The sequence below is a fragment of the Methanothrix harundinacea 6Ac genome, from assembly GCF_000235565.1.
Taxonomy (GTDB): Archaea; Halobacteriota; Methanosarcinia; order Methanotrichales; family Methanotrichaceae; genus Methanocrinis; species Methanocrinis harundinaceus.
This window is the reverse complement of the sequence record NC_017527.1, coordinates 1,888,151-1,910,446: the sequence shown is the minus strand read 5'-3', so window position 1 is coordinate 1,910,446 and position 22,296 is coordinate 1,888,151. Positions and strand designations below refer to the sequence as shown.

The following is a 22,296-nucleotide window of genomic DNA, read 5'->3' as shown; positions in this document are numbered from 1 at the left end:
CCTCCCCCATCGACCTTCGCCGGCTCCGGACGATCCGGGGCTATCATCCCCCATCGTTCCTCATCAGAGCCGATCCCCTCGAGCGATCAGACGGTGGCACGGTCCCCCCTTCATCGCTTATAAATCCTTATTCTCTTGAAAAACTATTTAACAATTTCCCACGCCCCGGTGGAGGGAAGGCCCCCTCATCCCCCCTTCCTCCTCCGATAGAGGGTTGCTCCCCCGCCGGCCAGGAGGATCAGTACGGCGACCGCCGGAAGGGTGTAAGACCTCCGGGCGGGCCTCACCTCGACGGGGATCTTCATGCTCTCGGATATGACGGTCCCTCCCCGGTGGTCTGTGTATTTGATCTCGCTGTTGATGCTGTAGGGTTTGGGGGTGGCGTCGGAGTCGACGTCGATCTTGAACCTGACGGCCCTCTCCTCGCCGGGGCCTAGGGTTCCTATGTAGGCCTGATCGTCGGTGGAGGAGAAGGGCTTGAAGACGGATAGCCTGGCGATGGCGTCCTCGGCCACCTTCTCGCCGGTGTTCCTGTAGGTCACCTCGATCAAACCGCCCTTCTCGCCGGCGCGGAGGTCGGCTTCGGCCTCGGTGATCTGGAAGTAAGCCTCCTCTTTGACGATCACGGGTATGGTGACAGTCTCGTTGGCCCTCTGGTACCAGTAAGAAGTCTGGAACCCTCGGAGGCCGACGTCGGGGTCGAGGTCGGTGGCGTCCACCTCAGCGTTGAACTGATAGTCGTAGACGAGCTCGAGGCGGAGGGGATACTCCCCCGCGGGAGCCCGGTTCGATATCTTGATGGTGAACCTCAACGGCTCCCTCGACTTCTCGCCGGACCGGAGGGCCTCTACCACCTGGTCGCCGGATTTGACCTCGACTTGGTTGGTCTCGGACCTGAGGGTCCCGGTGATCCCCAAGGCCGTCGTCCTCTCCCGCTCATAGTCGAGCTCCCGGTCCGCCAGAGCCCGCTCCATCTTGGTCTCGGCCTTCTTGTCAGCCTTGAACCCCATGATCCTACCGCGGTTGGTGATGTCGACGAAGAGGGTTACGGTCTCGCCCCGGCCAAACTCGTTCGTCCCCGCCAGGCTCGCGTCGAGCTGGGGAGATCCGCTGGTCGTCCAGTAGTTGTCGAGAGATACCGAAGGGATGTAGTTCTCAGAGGCCCAGGCCGCGCCTATCGAGGCGAGGGCCAGGGCGATGAAGACGAATGCGCCGTTCAAATGGGCTATCTTTTTCAATCCTTCAACCTCCTGAAGGGCATGATGAGGAAACTTGAGGCTTTCGCCATCATCTCCCGCTGCGTCCTCCTCCAGTACTCGAGCCTGATCAGGAGGACCGGGAAGACCGTGAAGGTGGCGAAGAGGGCGAATATCACCGATAGGACGGTGATCGTTCCGAAGCTGCTGGTCATGGGGAAGGGGGAGGCGATCAGGGCGGAGAAGCCGAAGACGGTGGTCAGCCCCGAGGCTATGATGGCGGCTCCTATCGACCCCGTCGCCTTGAAGAGGGCCTCCATGACGTTCTCGGTCTTCTCCTTCTCCTCGTAGAACCGCTCCATCGTCAGGATGGCGTACTCCGACCCCACCCCCAAGATAAGGGCCCCCAGGGTGGCGGTCATGGGGTTGTACTTCATGCCGGAGATGTACATCACCCCCCCCATCCAGCCGATGACGATGAACATCGGAAGGACCGGGAGGACCGCCTTGACTAGGTCCCGGTAAATCAGCATCAGGATGATGAATATCAGGACGAGCCCCAGGAGGGTCATCCTGATCCTGCCGGTGGTGAGGGCACCGATGACGGTGTTCATCACCGCCATCTCTCCCGTCTGGGTGACGGAGACCCCGGAAGGCGGCCCAAACCAGATCAGGTCCCTGTCCACCTCCTCCCCGAGCCGCTCGATCCCCACCTGCCCGAGGTTATTGAAGGCGTCGCCTATCTCCAGAATGATCTGGGCGGTGTCGTGGCCGTCGACGTACTGGAACTTCACAGCCTCGGGGATCTGGTCGAGGACGGCCACCACCTCAGACCGCTCCTGGGGTATGACGCCTCCGTTGTAGCCCTTGATGACGGTGGCGAGGCTCCTCGCCCCATACACCTTCTCCCTCGACTCCACGACGTAATCGCCGAACTCGTCCATCCATCTCAGGCTCTCCGGGTCGACGACGTCCCCCTGGACGATGATGTTCAGCTGGTCCTCGCCGCCGAATATGTCGTGGAGGTGGCGGAACTGGCTGAGGGGCGGCAGGTCCTGGGGTATGAACTCGTTCATGTCCGTCTCTATGGGGACCTGGGTGTCGGCGTAGAGGCCGACGACGGCGAAGACGGTGGCGGCGGTGAGGATCGCCCTCCACCTCGATATGACCAGCTCCACCGCCTTGACGACCAGCGGCCCAATCGGAGAGGCCTTCTCCTTCCTGGATGCTCCGGTGCGGTGGTCTCGATCGTTTCTCCCCCTCTCCATCTGCTGGATTATTGTTACTCCGACGAAGACGGAAGAGAGGTAGCACATGATGATCCCGATGAGGCAGAGGAGGCCGAAGTCCCTCACCATGGGGACGGATGAGGAGAAGAGGGAGAAGAACCCCGCCCCGGTGATGATGAGGGCGATCAGGACGGCGGGGGCGGTGTGGGTGACGGTATCGATCGCCGCCGTAGAGATGGATCCTCCCTTTTTGAACTCCTCCTCGATCCTGTTCTGGAACTGGATGGCGTAATCGATGCCGAGGCCGATCAGGATCGGGAAGGCGGCCATCGAGACCATCGTCAGAGGAACCTGGAGGAATCCCATCGTCCCGAAGGTCCATATTATCCCCAAAAAGACGATCGGTAGAGGCAGGAGGGGCAGGTTCACGTGGCGGAAGACGAGGAGGAGGGCGACCACCATCAGTAGGCCGGAGATGAGGAGGAGGGTTCCCATGGAGGTGTTCATCTCCCGCTCGATCTCGTCCCCGAGGGCGACCTCGCCGGTGACTATCGTATCGGCCCCGGCGGGAAACTCCGCCATCTTGACGGCGGCCCTGGCCACCGGCAGGACGGCGTCGATCCTCTCCTGAGGGATGAAGGATGGAAGGTCGATGGAGATGATGGTATGGCTCCGGCCGGGGAGGATCGCGGAGATGACCTCGGGGTTCGTCCCCTCCAGACCCGCCAGGATCTCGTCGATCCTCCCCTGGGATTCGGGGACCCTCCGGACCCCCGTCTCCGAGGCCTCGACCTCCATCACCAGCTCGGCGATGCTGACCGTCCCCAGGACGTCTTCCACCGTCTCCATCTGGCGGGTCAACCGTTCCATCGCCTTCAGGGAGGCTGGGGAGGTGACGGAGTCTCCCTCCACCAGGACGACGATCGACTGGGTCCCGAACCTATCGTTGTAGAGGTGGGCGAACTCGACGTAGAGCCTGGAGTCCGGGTCTACGAAGGTCTCCGTCTCCGTCTCCATGGTGATGGTCTGGGCGTAGTGGATCGAGGCCAAGGTGAAAAGCAACGCTGCCGTCAGGATGACGATCGGATTGGCCTCGATCCATCTCCCCAGCCTCTCAGCCCTATTCGTGATCTTCACCTCCCACCGCTATTTCTATATTTTGCATTATTTCGAAAATTCGAGTCTTTCGGATGAAACGAAATGTACTTAAAGGTTGTGGCCGACTCTTCACCGATGATCCGGGAAGATGCCACCCCCGTAGAGGCGGCGAAACGGTGCATGGTGGACGCCAGCATCCAGGTGGCCACCAAGCTGGGGTACAGCGACGCCGCTGGAGCCCTCCGAGGAGTTCTTATGCTGGCAGACCAACCCCGATCGATGGACTATCTGGTGGAGCAGACGGGGTACAGCAAGTCGACGGTCAGCACCAACATGGCCCATCTCGAGAGGATGGGTATAGTCCGGCGGGTACGACTTCCAGGAGACAAGAGGTACTATTACTCCACCATAATTAGCATCGACGAGGGTACGAAGGTTCACAACGAGAACTTCAGACAGATCATGCAGATCATCGCCGCCGGGGCTGCCAAGGCCCAGGAGATTCTGGAGGGGGGCGAAGAGGGGGATGATGCTCGCTGGCTCAGAAGTCGGCTCGCGTTGGTGAGGGAGGAGTGCTCCAAGGCCCTCACCCTGGCCGATCTCCTGGACCGGTTCACCATCACCGAGCTGATCGATATCCTCAAGCTCGAGGTGGAAGGGAGGAAGAAGGGCGGCAAGTGATAGGTGTCGAGGTGAACAGGATACGACTTCCAGGGGCGAAGGTGGAGTTGAGATGGCGCCGGATCAGGGGATCATCGAGGGCTGGTGCCGCTCCCCATGAACAGAGATGACCGGGTCTTCGACGTCCTCTTCATATCGGTCTTCGCCGCCATGCTGGGTCTTGGGATAGTCGTACCCCTCCTCCCCATATACGCCGAAGAGCTGGGCGCCTCGGGGGTCTGGATTGGCCTGATCTTCTCGGGGTTCGCCGTCGCCCGGGCGATCTTCATGCCGATCGTTGGGAGGGTATCCGACGAGGCGGGGCGGAAGAAGTTCATCGTATTCGGGCTCCTCGCCTACGCCCTCCTTTCCCTCGGCTACGTCGCCGCTGGGAGCGTATATTCCCTCACCGCCGTCCGTTTCCTCCACGGAATCGCCTCGGCGATGGTCGTACCCATCGCCATGGCCTACGTCGGAGACCTCTCCGGGAGGGGGGAGGAGGGGGCGCTGATGGGAAAGTTTCAGGTATCCCTCTTTCTGGGGCTCGGCTCCGGCCCCCTCCTGGGGGGGGTCCTGAACGACGCCTTCGGCTTTTCTTCGGCTTTCTACGCCATGGCCGCCCTATCGACCCTGGCGTTCCTGGTGATCGTCCTCTTCCTCCCCGAGGCTAAAGGCCCCTCCTCCAGGAGGAGGGAGCGGCTCTCCATCCCTCGGGCCTTCCGCCATCCCGGGGCCCCGGCGGTCATAGCCTTCACCACCCATAACTCCATCTCTCGGGGCCTCCTCCTCGTCTTCATGCCCCTCTACGCCCCCACGATATCCATCTCCCCCGGGGAGGTGGGGGTGATCCTCACCTTCTCCATCTTCTTGATGGCGATCTTTCAGGTGCCGATGGGGAGGATGGCGGACAGGGGACACGCCCTCCGGATGATCGCCGCGGGGGCGGTCGTCTCCGCTGGAAGCCTGGTCCTGATCCCCGCCACCAACACCTTCTGGGAGCTCTTCATGGTGGCCGCTGCCAACGGCCTCGGGAGCGCTCTTATCTTGCCAGCCCTGATGGCGGTCACGGTGAAGCTGGGAAGGAGGATGGGGATGGGGACCTCCATGGGGGCGTACAACACCGCCATGAGCTTCGGGATGATCACGGCTCCCCTCCTGGGGGGGCTGGTGATGGACCTGTCTTCCATAAGGTTCGTCTTCATCCTGGGAGGGGCCGCAGGGCTCGCGGCCTTCGTCGCCGTCTACCTTCTGACCTGGAGATCTCTGGCGGCGGTGGAGGCCTGAAAAAATGATGTGAGATCCGGGGGTCTTGTCCCGGCAGGTCGGACCCTCAGGCGGGGTCCGCCGGCTTGGGGATGGTGAACCTGAAGGCGGCTCCCCTGCCGGGGGCCGACTCCGCCCAGATCCGGCCGCCGCAGGTCTCGACGATCTTCTTGACGGTGGCAAGGCCTATCCCCGAACCCTCTCCAGACCGTTCGAGCCTGGTGAAGGGGTCGAAGATCTTCTCGGCGTACTTCATATCGAAGCCGAGGCCGTCGTCCTTCACCCAGAACTCGTACTCATCGCCCCGATCGAGGGAGCCCACCTCGATCTCGATGGCATCCTTGGAGTATTTGAGGCTGTTCTCCAGGAGGTTGGAGAAGACCTGCTTCGCCCGGCTCCTCTCGCAGCTGATCGTGGGGAACTCCCCCACGAGGGAGAGGGTCGCCGGCTTCCCCTTCCCCGCCGATTTGACGTCCTCGTAGGCCTCGGCGACGAGCCTCTTGAGGTCCACCATCTCCGGCGGCGACTTTATCCTCCCTATCCGGGAGTAGTCGAGGAGGTCCAGGATGAGCCGGTCCATATTCTCGGCGATCGCCCCGATCCGCTCGAGGTACTTTCTCCCCGCCTCCTCGAGGTCGTCCCCGTAATCCTCCTGGAGGGCCAGGGCGAACCCCCGGATCCCCCGGAGGGGGGCCCGGAGGTCGTGAGAGATGGTGTAGGCGAAGCTCTCCAGCTCCCGGTTGAGGGTCTCGAGCCTCTGCTGGTACTCGATCATCTCCGATATGTCCCTGGCCACCACAATCGTCGCCATCGGCTTTCCGTCGCTGCTGGCGACGGGGGCGAAGCTGATGGAGGCGGGGAAGGTGGAGCCGTCCTTCCTGACGCAGGTCACCCGCCGCCGGCCGCCGTTCCCCTCGCCGCTGGAGGAAACATCCTCCCCGAAGTCCAGGATGAAGTCCTGGTGGAGCCGGCCCCGGGCCTCCTCCAGCCGAAACCCGAACATATCAAGGAGGGCCGGGTTTGCAAAGAGGAGGTGGTTGCTCTTGCCGAAGATGGCGATCCCGTCGTTGGAGGACTCGATGGCGTCCATGAATAGGAGCATCTGCTCTTCCAGCCACCGGTCGTAGGAGATGTCGTGGCCGAAGGCGATCACCCGCTCGATCTCCCCCGTCCTGCTCCTGACGGCGCTCCACCCCCACTGGATCGCCATCGGCTCCCCCGTCCTGGTGACGACGGCCGCCTCCGTCTGCTCGGCGGGCTTCCCCTCGAAGATCGAGGAGACCGCCATCTCAAACCCCCGCCGATCGGCTCCGGCGACGAACCTCATGAAGAAGTTCTCTCCGAACGCCTCCTTCGCCGAGACCCCCGTCACCTTCTCAGCCCCCCGGTTGAAGAGGGTGATCCTCCCCCGGGGATCCAGACCGACGATGAAGAGGTCGGCGCCCTCGATGATCCCCCGGGAGAACTCCCGCTCGGACCGGATCTCCTCCTCCATCTTGGCGTACTCGGTGGTGTCCTGGGCGGTGATGACGATCCCGATCCCGTTCCCTTCCCCGTCCTCGAGCTTTATGCCGCTCCAGGATATCACCTTCTCCTCCCCCGACTTCGCCAAAATCCTCGTCCGGCGCCCTTCAGCCGTCAACCCCATCTCTATCTCGTCCAGGGTCTTGAGGAACTCCGACCTCTCCTCGCCGTCAGGGAAGAGGAGGGTCCAGACCTCCTCGTCCCCCAAAACCTCTTCGGCGGAGTAACCCAAGGCCTTCTCGGAGGCCCGGTTCCAGAGGAAGATCCTCCGATCTCGGTCGATGACGAATATCATGGGGCTTCCGATCTCGACGAGCTTTTCGCTCAGGTCCGCCAGCTGCTTTATGTTCTCCTCCACCCGCTTCCGCTCGGTTATGTCGACGATCGTCCCGCGGAGGCCGACGGGCCTCCCGTCGCGAATGATCGGCCTGGAGTAGACGATGAGGTGGAAGGTCGTCCCCTCCTTCCGCAGGCCAGTGTACTCGTAGGTGAAGACCTTATCATCGTGAAGACTTCGCTGGAAGTTCTTCATCATCTCTTCCCGGTCTTCGTAGGCGAAGACCTGGAAGATGTTTACGCCGACCTCCAGATCCTGCCGGTCGTATCCATAGAGCTCGAAGGCGGTCTGGTTGGCGAAGGTGACTTTGCCTGCGAGATCGCATTCGAAGATCGGCTGGGGGAGGGTGTCGGCCATCTCCCGGAACCTCCGCTCGCTCTCCGCCAGGGCCATCTCCATATTCTTCCGCTCGGTTATGTCCAGGGCAATCCCCTCAACGTGGGTCACGGCACCGGCTTCATCCCGGCTGATCCAGACGTTGCTCGCAAGCCATCGGACCTCCCCCGAGGAGGTGAGGACCCTGAACTCCTGGAAGAAGCTTCTGGATCCTTCCTCGATCTGCCTTCCGAGTTCGGAGACTACCAGCTCCAGATCTTCGGGATGGACCAGGTTTCTATCAAAGGAAGCGGCTCGGGAATAGAAGTCCTCGGGGGCGTACCCCAGTTGGCTGACGTTTTCGGATACGAACTCGACGGGGCCGCCGAAGGGAACCGCCTGGACGAAGGCGATGGCCGGGCTGCGGTTGACGATCCGCTCCAGCTCTTTTCGCTTCTCTGAGGCCTCCAGGATCGCCCGGTCCGTCTTCTTCTGCCAGGTGACGTCCTGCATCACCCCCGCCATCTTGATCGGCCTCCCCGATTCGTCCCTCTTGACGACGAGCCCCCGGTCGTGGACCCAGGCCTCGGCAGGGGCGGAGGTGGTCCTGTATTCCAGATCGAATAGGTCGGTCCTCCCCGCTGCGATCTCCCGGAGGGCTCTCTCGACGGAGGGGAGGTCCTCGGGATGGATCGACCTCTTCCAGGCCAGAACGTCGCTCTCTTCGGCGGGGGCGGTGCCGACGATCTCGGCGTACCGGCGGTTTCCGACGACCTCTCCCGTCGAAAGATCCCGGTTCCAGATGGCGAGATCCGCCCCCTCGACGGCGAGCTTGAGCCTCTCTTCGCTCTCCCGGAGGGCTTCCTCAGCCTTCTTCTGCTCTGTCACGTCCACCATGATCCCGTGGATCCCCCGGAGATGCCCCTCCAGGATGGGCCTGCCGTAGGTCCTGACGTGATGGACGCTGCCGTCTTTGGCGATGAACCTCAGCTCCGAGACCCGAAAGATCCCGTCGAGGGCGCTCTTAAGCCTCTCCTCCAGGTAACGTGAGTCTTCGGGGATGAGAAATTGGGAGACGTTCCGGCCCTGGACCTCCCCGGCGGGGTACCCGAATATCCTCTCGACGGAGGGGCTGATGTAAGCGATCTTGCCGGTGGTCTCTACGACGTAGATCACCCCGTCGACGTTCTCCACCAGACAGCGGTACCTCTCCAGGGACCTTCTGAGAGCCTCGTTAGCCTTGGCGAGCTCTTCACCCTCTCCCCAAGCCTCCTCCGCCGATCCGTCGAGCTCCTCGAGGGTGGCTGATAGCTCCTCAAGCCCCCGGCTGAGCCCCTCTATCGAGGGGCACTCCTCTTGGAGGAGGGCTCTCACCTGCCTTCGAGCCTTCTCCAACTCTTCTTTCAGGATATAGCGGGTCACGCCGTCTCCAACTCCGCAGAATGTTCGGGCCACACCCCGTCGATGAGAGGCGGGGGGTCCGGCCCCCTTCAATGGAGCCCCGAGGGAGAGGGATCCCAGGAGGCGGCTCCCCCCTCCATCGGCGCCGGGTCGGGATCTTGCTCAGATCTCTCACCATGTTATACCAGGATGGATATAACGATTTAGCATCGGATCTCCCCGCCGCCCCGACCCCGATCTATCGATCCATTAAAGCCTCCACCGCCTCTCCTCGGGAAAGCTTAAAGGAGAAAAAGCCGAAAATGGCGGCCATGGAGCCCCTTTCAGAGCTGGTGAGATCCCTCGGAGACGAGGATTACTTCAAGAGGCAGAGCGCCGCCTGGAGGCTGGTGGAGGCGGGGGGGGAGGCCATAGCGCCCCTCCTCGCGGCGCTTGGAGGCGACCCCGATCCCCAGGTGAGGTTCAAGGCCGCCTGGGCCCTCGGAAAGATAGGCGACGAGAGGGGCCTTGAGCCCCTCGCCCGGGCCCTCCTGGAGGACGAGGACCCGGCGGTGAGGGAGTGGGCGGCCTCGGCCCTGGAGGCGATCGGGGACCCCCGGGCCGTCCCCCCCCTTTCCCAGTCTCTGGCGACGGACCCGTCCCGAGAGGTGAGGCTCCGCTCCTCCCTCGCCCTCGGGGCCTTCGGCGCCGTCGAGGCCTTCGAGGATCTACTCCGGGAGGGGGACCTGGAGGCGAGGAGGATGGCGGTGGTGGGGGTCGGAAGGCTCCGGTCCGCCGGGTCGATGGAGCTCTTCGCCCCCCTCTCCGGGGACGCCGACCCCGAGCTCCGGAGGAGGGTCGCCTGGTCCCTGGGGGAGATGGGGGCCTCCGACGCTCTTCCTCTCCTCCTCCCGGCCCTGAAAGACGACGGCCCCGTCGTCAGGATGGAGGCGGCGAAGGCCGTGGCGAAGATCGGCGGGGCAGATGCCTGCAGGATGGCGGCGTCCCTCCTAGAAGACCCCGACCCCCGGGTGAGGCTCTCCGCCGTCACCTCCCTCGGGGAGATCGGCCTCGCCGAAGCCCTCGACCGGCTGGTGGAGGTCCTCTTCGGCGAGGACGACGAGGAGATCCGGGCCTGGGCCGCCTGGTCCCTGGGGGAGATCGGCGACAGGCGGGCGATCGAGCCCCTCCAGGAGGCGTGCGTGAAATGTCCGCCGAAGGTGAGGGAGAAGGCCCTCGACTCCCTGGAGGAGGTCTTCGGCATGGGGTGGGCTGCCGGGAAGAACGGCGGGGGAGGCGACCCCTGAGATGGGGTGGATGCCCCTCCCTGCCCCCTCCACGGCTGATCATCCCCGGCCCACCGTCACCTATTTTTCTTCTGCGGTCCCCTGAAGCCTGATGAATATAGAGTCTCTCGCGGCCGAGCTTCGCGGGTTTGTGGGGATAACCCGGAAGAAGGCCATCGGCGATCTCGTCGGCCACTTTCCTGTGGAGTCGGACCTGATCATAGCCTCCTTCGGGGAGGACGCGGCGGTCATCGACGACGGCGAGGAGGTGATGCTCCTAGCCGCCGACGGGATCTGGTCGAGGCTCCTGGAGGCCGACGCCGAGTGGGCCGGCTACTGCGCCGTCCTCGTCAACGTCCATGACATCGCGGCGATGGGGGGGTGGCCCGTCGCCATGGTGGACGTCCTCTCCGCCGGATCCTCCGACCTCGCCGAGGCGGTCCTCTCCGGGATGAGGAAGGGGATAGAGAAGTTCAAGGTCCCGATCGTGGGGGGTCACCTCCATCCGGACACCCCCTACAGCGCCCTGGACGTGGCGATCCTCGGGAAGGCGAAGAAGGGGGCGGTGATCCTCAGCTCTTCGGCGAAACCAGGCGACTCCGTCGTCGTGGGGATCGACCTCGACGGGAGGGTCCACCCGAGCTTCGCCATCAACTGGGACAGCACCAGCTTCAAGTCGGGGGAGATCCTCCTCCGGCAGCTCGGGTCGATGCGGGAGCTGGCGGAGCGGGGGCTGGTGACGGCGGGAAAAGACATCAGCAACCCGGGGATGCTGGGAACCCTGGGGATGCTCCTGGAGTCGAGCCGGGCGGGGGCGGTCGTCGACCTCGAAAAAATCCCCAAGCCCGAGGGGATGGAGATGGTCGTCTGGCAGAAGATGTACCCCGGCATGGGGTTCGTCGTGACCGCCCCGGCCGCGAAGGCCGAAGAGGTCGCCGGGATCTTCCGGGGCCGGGGGCTCACCTCTGCCGTCATCGGGAGGGTGACGGAGGAGCGGCGCCTCCTCATAGAGTCCGGTTCGGAGAAGGCCGTCCTCTTCAATTTTGAGGCCGAGACGATCACGGGGATCAGGTGATCTTGTGGACGGGGGGTTCGTCGACCGGCTGGAGCGGGCCGCCCGGGGCCGTCGCGCGAGGATAGCCATAGGGGTCTCCGGCGGTGGACCCGAGCTCATCGCAGGGATCGAGGAGGCGAGAGATTACGCCGAGATCGTCCTGGTGGGAGACCCCGGCCCCGACTGCGACCTCGGCCATTCCGAGCTGGTCCGGACCGACGATCCGGCCTCGGAGCTGGTCAGGCTCCTGGAGGAGGGGGAGGTCGACGGGGCGGTGAGGGGGAACTTATCCGCCACCAAGGTCGTGAGGAAGATCGGAAGAACCTTCGAGGTGAGGGTGAGACGCCTCTCGCTCCTCGCCCTCCCCGACTGGTCCTTCTTCCTCGCCCCGGTGGGGATCGACGAGGGGGACTCCATCTCCGACCGGCTCAGCCTCGCCGTCCTCGGCGCCGGGTACATCAGGGCCGTGGACCTCGAGACCGAGCCCAGGGTCTCGATCCTCTCCGGAGGAAGGCTGGAGGACCTGGGGCGGAGCGACCGGGTCGACAGGACCCTCGCCGAGGGGGAATTGGTGGCGAGGCTCGCCCGGGACGCCGGGGTCCGGGCGGTCCACCGGGGCATCCTCATCGAGACCTGCCGCGGCGACGACCTGATCGTCGCCCCCGACGGGATCTCCGGAAACCTCGTATTCCGGACCCTGATGCTAGTCTCCGGGGCGAAAGGCTTCGGCGCCCCCGTCATCATGGACCCGGTCTTCGTCGACTCCAGCCGGGCGAGGAAAAGCTTCGTCGGGCCGATAGCCCTCGCCAGCGCCCTGGTGGCGATGAAAGGGCGTTGAGGTCCCATGAGCCAGAAAACGGACCAATGATCTCCTCGGTAATTCGCAGGAAAAAAGGGTCGGGGTGATCCGGCCACCCCATCTATATCAACAGATCAGCCGGATATGACCCCGAGGACCTTCAGGGGATGGACCCCGGCGCCCTGGAGGGCGAGGAGCTCGTCGTTGTTTGCGAGGCTGAACTCCTTGATCGTCGAGACGAAATCCTCGGGGGAGTCGGCGGCGTCCATCAGGACGATGTCCTCCTTCAGCCGGTAGGCCCAGCTCGGCCAGGTCTCGATGTTGCTCATGTTCCCGGCCTTGTCGAAGTCGAAGCCGAGGACGAGGCCGTCACCGGATTTGGAGGCCGCATCCCATCGGATGAAGATGCCGGCGACCCTGGTCCCGTACTTCTCCGTCAGGGCAGCCGTCTCGTCGGCGGTGAGGTACTTGACGAAGAGGCCGCTCTTTCCGGGGGTGCAGTCCCAGGCCACCTGGAAGTAGTCGTCCTTGCACCAGTTGGGGCAGGCTATGACCTTGTAGCTCTGGTTGGCGGGGTCCTCGATGGGAAGGGTCTCCTCCATGTACTTCGCGAGCAAGAAGCCGCTGGAGACCCCGGGGCAGATGTGGTCGTGGAGCTCAACCGCCTTCATGAAGACGTAAGGCGTATTCTCGTGGGCCCAGACGTTGGCGATGGGCATCATGTGGCTGAAGTTGCCCGGCTCCCAGGCGGAGACGTTGGCGAGGACCGTCTCGGCGTCGATCTTCTCCTTATCCTGGATCTCGAAGCCGGATCCGTCGGCGTTCACCTTCATGTAGACCGCCTCCCCCGTATTGCTGTTATAGAAGCCGAACCAGAGGGGCTTCCAGGGGGGGGAGAGGATGTTGATCAGGTTCTCCTTTCCCGGACTAGAGCCGGTCGTCTCCATCACAGCGTCGAGGCAGAGATCGGTCGTCTGGCCGTCGATCACCGGGTATCCGGCGTTGGTGAGGGTGAGGACGTTGGAGTCCCCCTTCACAAACCCCAGCTCCGCCATGGCGTACTCTGCGGCGTCTGCGCCGAGCTGGTACATATCCACCCCTTCGGCCATGGCCATCCCCGGGACCAGGGCCAGAAGGAGGAGGGTCGTCGCTATAATTCGATCCATCTTCATATTATCAACTCGTCTGTCTTGCATTTTCATCTTCGAATCTGTAATACGCAAGACGCGAAGAGTAGTACGAAATTATTTATAACAATTTTGGTTGAAATTCATACTAAATAGATATCAGTTTTAGATCAGATGACGCCATCGGCGATCTTTTTCAACTGAATAATGGCAGAAGAGGGGCGCTGGTTACGAGGAGGCTCTGCCCTCGGAGACAGCGCCCCAACTGGATGGAGGGCATTGGCCTATGGAGGGATGCCGTGTCTGAGGAGGTCACGTCCTGTCGGAGTCAGTGCACCCCATCGGCATGAACATCTTAATTAGTAATAAGTATTTCGGTTAAAATCATACAAAGACGGGGCAAGACTCCTCCAAAATGGACCGTCATCTGCAACCTCACCCCTTCAGGTCGCTGATTTCTTATACGAAATCGGATCAACCGTAATACAATGACGGAATTAAACGAAGCGGCGTGTTATCCTTCCCGGAGCGGCCGGGGATGACCCTGGCGATCGAGACCTCAGGGCTGACCAAGACCTACAACGGCGGGACGAAGGCCCTGGACGGGGTCGACCTTTCGGTCGATCAGGCGGAGGTCTTCGCCTTCCTCGGCCCCAACGGCTCGGGGAAGACGACCCTGATGAGGATTCTGACGACCCAGTTTCGGCCGACCTCCGGCGAGGCGCGGGCCTTCGGCCTCGACGTCGTCCGCCGCGGCGCGGAGGTTCGGAGGATGATCGGCTACGTCCCCCAGGAGACCTCCGTCTGGCTCGACATCACCGGCCGCGAGAACCTCCTCGTCTACTCCAAGATCTACGGCGTCCCCAAGGACCGGAGGAAGAAGAGCATCGAGGACGCCATCTGCGCGATGGGGCTGGAGGAGGTGGCAGAACGGATGGTCAAGACCTACTCCGGGGGGATGACGAGAAGGCTCGAGATCGCCGCCGCCCTCCTGGTCAAGCCGAGGATCCTCTTCCTCGACGAGCCGACGATCGGCCTGGACCCCTCGGCGAGGAAGGCGGTCTGGGAGAGCCTCACCGCCTTCAAGCGGGAGTGCGGGACGACAGTCTTCTTCAATACCCACTACATGGACGAGGCGGACCATTACTCCGACGAGATCGCGATCATCAGCCGCGGGAGGATCGTGAAGTCCGGGACTCCGGGGGAGCTGAAGCGCTCCCTCCACGGCGAGATCCTACAGCTCCGATTCAGCTCAAACCACCACCAGAACCAGAACCACAACGGCTTCGATGAACGGGCCCTCGGGAGGATCAGGGATCTGGATCTCGTCCGGGACGCTGCCCTCTGCGGCTCGCGGCTGGACGTCTTCGTCGAGGACGGGGAGAGGGCGCTTCCCCTGGTCATCGAGGCTCTGAGGTCGGAGGGGGTCACTTTCGAGAGGATATCGACGGCGAGGCCGACCCTCGACGACGTCTTCCTGAGGTACGCCGGCCCCCTCAGCTCCGGGAGGGGTGGAGATGGGCGATAGAGCCGGATTCGTAGCCGCATTCGCGCCCGCCGAGGTGTTCCGTCGATGACCTCCACCGCCGAGGACTCCCTCCGGGAGATGTTCGCCATGATCGAGCTGGAGATGCGGAGGCTGCGGCACGATCGGACCGAGATCTACACGAGAGCGATCCAGCCGATCCTCTGGCTTGCGGTCTTCGGGTCGGTGATGAGCGAGGTGAGGGGGATTCCCACCGGCGGCATCCCCTACATCGACTACATCACCCCCGGCGTCCTCCTCCAGTCGACGATCTTCGTCTCGGTCTTCTACGGCCTCACCATCGTCTGGGAGAGGGAGACGGGAATCCTCAAGCGCCTCCTCGTCGCCCCGGCCTCCAGGTCGGCGACCGTCATAGGCAGATCGATCGCCTCCGGCGTCCGGGCCGTCGTCCAGGCCCTCATCATCTTCCCGGTGGCGATCCTTCTGGGGGTGAAGTTCGTCCCCAATCCCGTCTACATCGTCGCCGCCTTCATCGTCCTCTTCCTCGTCTCGGGGGGGTTTGCGGCGATCTCGATCTTCGTCGCCTCCCTGATGAAGACCCGGGAGCGGTTCATGGGCCTCGGCCAGGCCCTGATCATGCCCCTCTTCTTCGCCAGCAACGCCCTCTACCCCATCGAGCTGATGCCGCCCGCCCTCCAGTACGTCGCCCTGGTCAACCCCCTCACCTACGCCGTCGACGCCGTCCGGGGCCTTTTGATCAGCGGCGATCTCTCAAACCTCGCCGTCGACGTCGCCGCCATCCTCGTCTTCGATGTCTTGATATTCGCGGTGGCGTCGGTCAGCTTCAAGAAGATCATAGAATGAGGGTCTGAGTAAAAGAGATCGCGCAGCTTCGCCCCGGCGGCGCCGGGCGGGCGGCGCGGCCCCCACTACGCCCCCATCTCCCCGTCGGGCGAGAACTCGTCGAGCAGGGCGGCGAAGCGGGGGTCGTCCCGGATGAACTCGAAGTCGGGGTCCCGGCGCGCCCAATCCGCAGTTTCCTCCTTATTCTCCAGGGCGGTCCTGAGCAGCGCAAGGGCGGCATCGGGGCTGCCGCAGACCGCCTCGAAGCAGGCGCGGTTGTATTCGCTCTCCGTCTCGATGAGATCGCGGGCGGCTTTGCAGGCTTCGATGCTATCGGCTTCTCGGCCGAGCTTGCGGTAGAGGCGGACGAGAGCTATATATGTGATTGCGTCTTTTGGATCATGTTCAATCGCTTTTTCGTAGGCATCAAGAGCGTCTTCCATCCGGCCAAGACTACCGAGAGCTACGCCCTTGTTGGACCATGCCATGGCTAATTTTGGATCGAGTTCGATTGCCCTGTCTAAAGCCTCGATCGCCTCTTCAGCCCGGTCAAGATCATAGAGAACTGAGCCCTTGTTGTTCCATGCCATGGCTAATTTTGGATTAAGATTAACCGCTTTTTCGCTGGCTTCAAGTGACTCTTTTATCCGTCCCATTTGGGCTAGAGCCGAGGACTTGTTTGTCCATGCTTCAGCAGCTTGAGGATCAAATTCTATTGCCTTTTCGCTGGCCTTAAGCGACTCTTCAATCCGGCCCAGGTAGTAGAGTGCATATCCATTGTTTGCCCATGCTGCAGCATCTTCTGGATCAGTTTCGATTGCCTTTTCGAAGGCTTTAAGAGCCTCATCCTTCCGGCCTAGGTCGTCGAGTGCTAAGCCCATATTGAACCACGATCTTGCGGCTTGTGGATCAAGTTCTATCGCCTTGTCTAAGCATTCTAAAGATTTATCTATTTGTCCCAACATACGATAAGCTTCGGCGAGATTTTCATAAGTCGAAGCTGTAGTTGGATTTAACTTCAATAGTTTGCTGGATAGCTGGATAACCTTTCGGTATTGCGTTTTAAACAGAAAAACCTGAATTAGTCTATCATAATTTAATATAATACCCTTTTCATCATTTAATAGCTCTTTTATATGCATTGATTTTCTTGAGTAGTCATCACCCTTATCTAAATCGTCCAACTTATAATAAGAAACAGCAATGTCCATAAATATTTCAGATTTATTATAGTCATCTGTTATAGTTCCTAGCATATATTCATCTAGCTTTATCCTATCTCTTATGGCATCCGCATCGATCTTCTCTTCAAAGATTGGTAATTTATAATAAACAGGCTTTGACTCTGAGAAAATCGGTTTCGTCTCAATCTTTCCTTTCGATTTGAGGTTATACGTCCTACTTCTGTATCGATATAAGTCAGGAGCATGTTTCTGTATCTCTCTTATCTCGTATTCGCTTACAGCCATTAAAACGGGTCTCTTGATTTGATACAAAAGGTCTCGATGTAAATTCAAGTATCCTAGCACTGCGGGAAATTGACTTGAGAGCCCATAAATCAGATAAACCGCGTTACCGGGTGTGTCTTTCCAATCAACCAGCATTTGGAGCAGGTTGCCGTTGTCTCTGAGGTCAATCAAACGTACGTCAAAATTATTCGATTTTAGAAGCTGACTTAACCCGTCTCGATCTTCTGTGATGCCAAAGATCAAGCTGTTCTTACCCTTAGCCAGCTTCAGCTCATTTAATAATTCTCTTGATGGCAGGGTGGATGTCATACCAGGCCTCACCGTTCGAGTATTCGAGTATCGCAAGGCTGAAGAGCAGATCCTGGAATTTTTCTCCGCCAACTTTGCCTTTCGTTTTCATCACTTCTTTTAAAATCTCTATGTCCTGAGGATTGAGAATCCTGATATAATCGTTCTTGGTATCTGCGATGGCCTGCTCTACATCTGATAACTCTATGCTGCGCCTGCCATCGGTATCTGCGATATTCCCCGCAGATCTTATTATCCTTATAAACTCCGTCATAACTCCTGCGGAGTACTTGACGGCCAGGTTCAGAGCATCTTTTGATATCAGAGACTCGTCCATCCTCTTTAGAGCGACCTGCTTCATAAGATCGCATCCTTCAGGATCCAGCTCACCGTTCCTATTATAGATATTTATATTGCCAAGGTCTATACGACCGTCAAAATACTGAAGGACGATCTGCCTTATCTTATTGGAGAATAGAAGAGGTTGGGGAATCGTGTAGATAATCCTGCAGATCGGCGACGTCAGCTCAGCACCATGCTTGTAGAACAGCTCTTCTCCCTTCTCCAGATTCACCTTATCGAGGTCGTCGATTATGACGAGGATGTTCTTATCGAGTTTCTCTTCAGCCTCAATTATTATCTTATTCACAGCATATATCAGGTCGCTGAGCTGTGGCTGTATGACCTTCCTTGTAACTTCTCTTGTGGAAGCTTCGGTCTTCATCTTCCCTGTGATATTAAATACGAACGCAGCGAAGCCGGCCTTCGCTTCGGCGCTCAATCCATAACTCTTCTCATTTTCTATCACTTTTTCAGACCACGAATCGAGGTAATCGCTCAACTTGCTGCTCAATTCGACATTTTCAGAGACTCTTTCATAAATCTCTGCAGCGATGATGAGCAAAATATCTGAATATTCTATATCATATAAATTCAGCTTGTCCCTTATTGAGAAGGGGACTATGAGGAGATCATCCTCCAAAATCTCGGATAACCTGTTAAGTTCTGTGCTCTTGCCGTTTCCCCTGCTTCCTACAAAAAGGTACTTCAGCGGCCTTCCGCTCGATCGGAGTGCATTTGCATGCCTATCTATTGGACTCTCTCTCCTCACGTAATATTCTTTGAGCGTCTCCCCAGACAGCGCCTCTTGAGGGTCGAATATGTCATAAATCTCTGATAGGGATTTTGCTTTCATGCTCTCCACAAGCTCCTATTTTGCTGCATTATTCTTTATTAAATTTTCCACGCGATTGTTTCGAAATTTCGTGGCCTTCTAACACCTCCCTCACCCTCCCCCGAAACTCCGCGACGCTCCCCGAGTTCTCGATCCTCAAATCCGCCGCCCGGATCGCCTCCCCCATCCCCCAGGAGAGCTCCCGGGCGTCCCGGTCCGCCACCGCCTTCGCGAGGTCGCAGTCATTTGCGTCGTCGGACCTCCCCCGGGAGGCGATCCGGGCGAGGCGGATCTCGTCGGGTACGTACACCTCGATGAGCGAAAAGCCGTTCGAGCTTCTCCGAAAGAGGTCCACCTCGGATCTGCTCCTGATCCCCTCGACGACGACGACGGGGGCGCCGGTGGCCCGGATCTTCGCGAGGCACCTGGCCGCGATGGCGTCGGGGCCCTCCCTCTCCCGGAGATCGTTTCCTACGGCCCCGAGGTTTCTGTCGGTGGGGGGAAGGCCGCAGGCCGCCGCCTCCTCCCGGATGACGTCGCCCATGACGACGACGGGTATCTTCATCTCCCGCGCCACCTCTGCGGCCGCCGACTTCCCGGAGCCGGGCATCCCCACAAATCCCACGATCTTCATCCTCTTCCGTCTCCGTCTCGATCTTCAGCGTCCTCGTCCTTCCTCAAGGGATCGCTCGATTTCAACCTTTCTGAGCCGCCGGGGGAGGCGGGCCGGGGGTGGAGCTTTCGGAGCTGGCAGATCTGGAAGAGCTCCGTCTGGTACGGCCGGGACCTGTAAGATAGGGGCCCCTTCTTTATGGTGGTGTCGAGGCCGAACCGCTCCTTCATCGTCGTGGAGATATATGTGAGCAATTTTATAGGAACGGGGTCGAAGGGCTTCTCGCAGTCGCTCGGGAGCCCCTGCTGGAGGGTGTACGAACTGATCCCAAGGTCCCTGAGGAACCCCCCGATCTCCAGGAGCCGGTCCAGAGAGGGCATGTTGGGAAAGACCGTCGTCCTCACCTCCAGGGGGACCCCCGCCTCCAGGCAGAGCCGGAGGCTCTCGGCCACCCGGGGGGCTACGTCCCTTTGGCCGGTGGCCGCCGCATACTCGGGGTCTCGCAGCGCCTCCTTGACGTCCAGGAAGACCATATCCACCAGCCCGTCCTCGATAAGCGAGGCGAGCCGGTCCGGGAAGCGGCCGCTGGTCTCTACGCCCACTTTCAGTCCCATATTTTTTGAGTGAATGGCGATCTCCCGCGATGCCTTCAGCTGGACGAGGGGCTCGCCGCCGGATAGGATCACAGCGCTGATGAAGGGCCCCGCCTCGTCGATCCTGCTTTTTATATCCGCCAGCTCCTCGAAGCTCTCCCCGGTCTGCAGGAGCGCGTTGTGGCAGTGGGGGCAGCGGAGGGGGCAGCCCCTCATGAAGATGACGGCGGCGGCTGCGCCGGTCCAGTCGAGGGTCGAGAGGGGGACGATCCCCCCGAGGTTCACTTTCATCGGTAATCCTTCAGGGGGGCGATATCGAGCTCGATCTTCCTCTGAGGGTAGAGGGCGAGGCGGGCCGCCACAAAGGTCGTCTTCCGGAAATCTACCATCTCCCTCCTCCTTCTCTTTCTTCTCCTTCTCCTCCTCCATCGGCCCGGATCTGGGCGATCACCTTCCCGGCGATCTTCGGCCCGAGGATCTCTGCGAGGTCCGCGGCCTTCGCCTCCTTCAGCCTCTCGATGCTGGTATAGCCGGCCCGGTGGAGCTTTCTCGCCCTCACCCGCCCGACCCCCTTCAGGTCGAGAAGGCCGAGAAGGTCGGGGCCGGCGCCGTAGTGGACCCTCTTCTCGAGCTGGTATATCCTGAAGGTCGCGCCCAGGTCCAGGTGCTCGGAGAGCCTCCCCGCCGAGTGGATCAGCCACTCCGCCGTCTCTGCGACGCGCCTTATATCGCCGGGGCCGACCCGGAACCGGTCGGCGATCCTCTCCTCCTCCGATTCGGAGATCCACTCCAGGAGGAGGGCGGCGGTCTTCGCCTCCCTCATCATCCAGTCGTAGTTCTCCTCGCGGCAGAGCTCGCATGCGTGCTCGTCGATGAAATCCTCGACCCAGCCGTCGGAGGATTGGACGTAGAGGGTGTCCATGTCGGGGGTCATGGTGATCATGTGGAGGAGGGTTAGGTCGGTGATCTTCGTCTTCTCCTTCGCCCGGAGGTTCTCGACGACGATCCTGGCGGAGAGGGGGTCGATGTACAGCCGCGAGACGAGCTCCCCCAGGGGGGTGGGCCGCAGGTCCGCCTCCAACATGCCGCCCTCGATCAGAAACTCCAGGACCCGCTCCATCGTCGCCTCCAGGTGCCAGGCCTCCTGCTGGCTGGCGTAGAAGGTGGAGTCGACGAACCTCTTCAGCTCCTCCTCATCCTTTGCAAAGCCCGTCGCCACCGTCGAGAGTAGGTGGGTCCGGAGCGCCGGCTCCATGGCGAGCTTCGAGAAGATCTCCTCCGGCTCCCCCAGGACGTAATGGTCCAGAAGGTCCCTCACCTCTGCCTCGTTCTTCGCCATCAGGAGGGCCTCCCCCCGAGGGTCGAGGCCGGGCCTGCCGGCTCTGCCCGCCATCTGCCGGTACTCCATCACCGGTATCGGGACCATGCCCCGGGAGCCCTCGTACCGCCGGTAGCTCTTTATCAGGACCCTCCTCGCGGGGAGGTTCAGCCCCGCGGCGAGGGTCGGGGTGGAGGCTATCGCCTTGATCGATCCGGACCTGAAGCCCCCCTCGACGACCGCCCTCTGCTCGGCGAGGAGGCCGGCGTGGTGGAAGGCGACGCCGGACCTGACGCAGTCGGCGAGCCGCCTTCCTGTTTCAGTATCGCCGGTGGCGAGGATCTTCTCAGAGAGGCGGGATGCGGCCTTCCCTTCGATCGCTTCAGCGACCACCTTTGCGAGCTTCGTCGCCGTCGCCTCGGCGTTCCGCCTGCTGCTATCGAAGATCAGGATCTGACCCCCCTCGCCGATCGTATCCTTGACGAGGTCTATGAGGTCGTCGCGCCGGCGAGAGAGGGGGACCTCCTCCCCAGGAAAGTGGAGGACGCCGTCGCAGATCACCCCCTCCTTCAGCTCCACCGGCCTCCAGCGGCTCTCCACCAGCTCGGCTTTGAGCCAGGCCGCCACCTCCCGGGCGTTGGCGACCGTCGCGGAGAGCCCCAGGATCTGCATCTGAGGGTTGAGCCTCAAAAGCTTGGTTATCGTCATCTCCAGGGTCGGGCCCCGGTTCGGGGAGTCGAGGAGGTGGATCTCGTCGACGACCAGGACCGATAGGTCCCGGATCCACCGGGCTCCGTTCCTGATGAGGGAGTCGGCCTTCTCCGAGGTGGCGACGATGATATGGTTTCTTCCCAGGTACTCGTCCCGCCGCTCCATATCGCCGCTGGAGACCCCCACCTTCACCCCCAGGGGGGAGAACCGCGAGAAGGCGGCGTGCTTCTCCGAGGCGAGGGCCCGGAGGGGGACGATGTAGAGGGACCGGCCCCCGGAGAGGGCGGCCCTCAGCATCGCCAGCTCCGCCATCATCGTCTTTCCCGCGGCCGTCGGGACAGAGACGAGGATGCTCTTCCCCTCCAAAAGCCCCTTCTCCACCGCCTCGGCCTGGGGGGGATAGAGCTCCCTTATCCCCTCATTCTGATAAAGTTCCGCCACCTCCCGGGGGAGCCAGGAGGTCAGATCTTCCATCTCGAGCATCGACTCCTCTAATCTTATATACAACGTGACTGTTACTATCAGCGAACCGA

At 61.2% G+C, this 22,296-nt stretch carries 16 protein-coding genes; 7 read left to right on the top strand and 9 right to left on the bottom strand.

The genetic code is table 11. The annotated features are described in order from the left end of the window. Window positions 1–185: 185 nt before the first annotated feature. Together MHAR_RS09020 and MHAR_RS09015 are read right to left on the bottom strand one after the other, a co-directional pair. Window positions 186–1,238 carry a COG1361 S-layer family protein gene (locus MHAR_RS09020; RefSeq protein ID WP_014587308.1) on the bottom strand — a complete coding sequence of 351 codons (1,053 nt, stop codon included), beginning with the start codon at window positions 1,236–1,238 and terminating at the stop codon, window positions 186–188. Next, complete coding sequence (locus MHAR_RS09015) at window positions 1,235–3,562, bottom strand: efflux RND transporter permease subunit (RefSeq protein WP_014587307.1); 2,328 nt, start codon at window positions 3,560–3,562, stop codon at window positions 1,235–1,237. Before MHAR_RS09015 ends, MHAR_RS09020 begins: the two co-directional genes overlap by 4 nt. A 96-nt stretch (window positions 3,563–3,658) precedes the next feature. Here MHAR_RS09015 and MHAR_RS09010 point away from each other — a divergent pair, with 96 nt between their 5' ends. After that, window positions 3,659–4,204: a GbsR/MarR family transcriptional regulator gene (locus MHAR_RS09010; protein WP_228369540.1), complete on the top strand. Its 546-nt coding sequence runs from the start codon at window positions 3,659–3,661 to the stop codon at window positions 4,202–4,204. A 96-nt stretch (window positions 4,205–4,300) separates the two neighbouring features. Then, entirely contained in the window at window positions 4,301–5,467 is a 1,167-nt protein-coding gene (locus MHAR_RS09005; RefSeq protein ID WP_014587305.1) for an MFS transporter, read from the top strand. Window positions 5,468–5,513: 46 nt separating this feature from the next. Here MHAR_RS09005 and MHAR_RS09000 read toward each other — a convergent pair whose 3' ends face one another. Beyond that, window positions 5,514–9,017, bottom strand: a complete 3,504-nt coding sequence (locus MHAR_RS09000; RefSeq protein ID WP_143763371.1) for a PAS domain S-box protein — start codon at window positions 9,015–9,017, stop codon at window positions 5,514–5,516. Between the two features lie 317 nt (window positions 9,018–9,334). Between MHAR_RS09000 and MHAR_RS13475 the strand changes: the two genes are divergently transcribed. The 3 genes from MHAR_RS13475 (at window position 9,335) to mtxX (ending at window position 12,180) form a co-directional block, all read left to right on the top strand. After that, window positions 9,335–10,309: a HEAT repeat domain-containing protein gene (locus tag MHAR_RS13475; protein ID WP_187287807.1), complete on the top strand. Its 975-nt coding sequence runs from the start codon at window positions 9,335–9,337 to the stop codon at window positions 10,307–10,309. Window positions 10,310–10,400: 91 nt separating this feature from the next. Next, window positions 10,401–11,363: a methanogenesis marker 2 protein gene (locus MHAR_RS08990; RefSeq protein WP_014587302.1), complete on the top strand. Its 963-nt coding sequence runs from the start codon at window positions 10,401–10,403 to the stop codon at window positions 11,361–11,363. Between the two features lie 4 nt (window positions 11,364–11,367). Beyond that, window positions 11,368–12,180 carry a methanogenesis marker protein Mmp4/MtxX gene (gene mtxX / locus MHAR_RS08985; RefSeq protein ID WP_014587301.1) on the top strand — a complete coding sequence of 271 codons (813 nt, stop codon included), beginning with the start codon at window positions 11,368–11,370 and terminating at the stop codon, window positions 12,178–12,180. 95 nt (window positions 12,181–12,275) lie between these two features. On the opposite strand, the gene MHAR_RS08980 is transcribed toward mtxX, so the two are convergent. Beyond that, on the bottom strand, window positions 12,276–13,307 hold the full coding sequence (locus tag MHAR_RS08980) for an FmdE family protein (RefSeq protein ID WP_228369539.1): 1,032 nt from the start codon (window positions 13,305–13,307) through the stop codon (window positions 12,276–12,278). Window positions 13,308–13,806: 499 nt separating this feature from the next. Between MHAR_RS08980 and MHAR_RS08975 the strand changes: the two genes are divergently transcribed. Both MHAR_RS08975 and MHAR_RS08970 read left to right on the top strand, forming a co-directional pair. Beyond that, window positions 13,807–14,796 carry an ATP-binding cassette domain-containing protein gene (locus MHAR_RS08975; protein WP_048144974.1) on the top strand — a complete coding sequence of 330 codons (990 nt, stop codon included), beginning with the start codon at window positions 13,807–13,809 and terminating at the stop codon, window positions 14,794–14,796. 45 nt (window positions 14,797–14,841) lie between these two features. Next, window positions 14,842–15,618, top strand: coding sequence for an ABC transporter permease (locus MHAR_RS08970; RefSeq protein ID WP_014587298.1), 777 nt, complete (start codon window positions 14,842–14,844; stop codon window positions 15,616–15,618). 65 nt (window positions 15,619–15,683) lie between these two features. Here the strand turns inward: MHAR_RS08970 and MHAR_RS08965 are convergent, their stop codons facing one another. From MHAR_RS08965 to MHAR_RS08945, 5 genes are all read right to left on the bottom strand, one after another. Next, window positions 15,684–17,375, bottom strand: coding sequence for a tetratricopeptide repeat protein (locus MHAR_RS08965; protein ID WP_081472314.1), 1,692 nt, complete (start codon window positions 17,373–17,375; stop codon window positions 15,684–15,686). Next, window positions 17,338–18,558 (bottom strand): AAA family ATPase, encoded by a 1,221-nt coding sequence (locus tag MHAR_RS08960; protein WP_014587296.1) that lies wholly within the window; start codon window positions 18,556–18,558, stop codon window positions 17,338–17,340. The genes MHAR_RS08965 and MHAR_RS08960 overlap by 38 nt, the downstream gene beginning before the upstream one ends. Window positions 18,559–18,577: 19 nt before the next feature. Beyond that, entirely contained in the window at window positions 18,578–19,162 is a 585-nt protein-coding gene (locus MHAR_RS08955) for an AAA family ATPase (RefSeq protein WP_014587295.1), read from the bottom strand. Beyond that, on the bottom strand, window positions 19,159–20,025 hold the full coding sequence (locus MHAR_RS12565) for an anaerobic ribonucleoside-triphosphate reductase activating protein (RefSeq protein ID WP_014587294.1): 867 nt from the start codon (window positions 20,023–20,025) through the stop codon (window positions 19,159–19,161). Before MHAR_RS12565 ends, MHAR_RS08955 begins: the two co-directional genes overlap by 4 nt. A gap of 91 nt (window positions 20,026–20,116) precedes the next feature. After that, complete coding sequence (locus MHAR_RS08945) at window positions 20,117–22,237, bottom strand: ATP-dependent DNA helicase (RefSeq protein WP_228369538.1); 2,121 nt, start codon at window positions 22,235–22,237, stop codon at window positions 20,117–20,119. Between the last annotated feature and the right edge of the window lie 59 nt (window positions 22,238–22,296).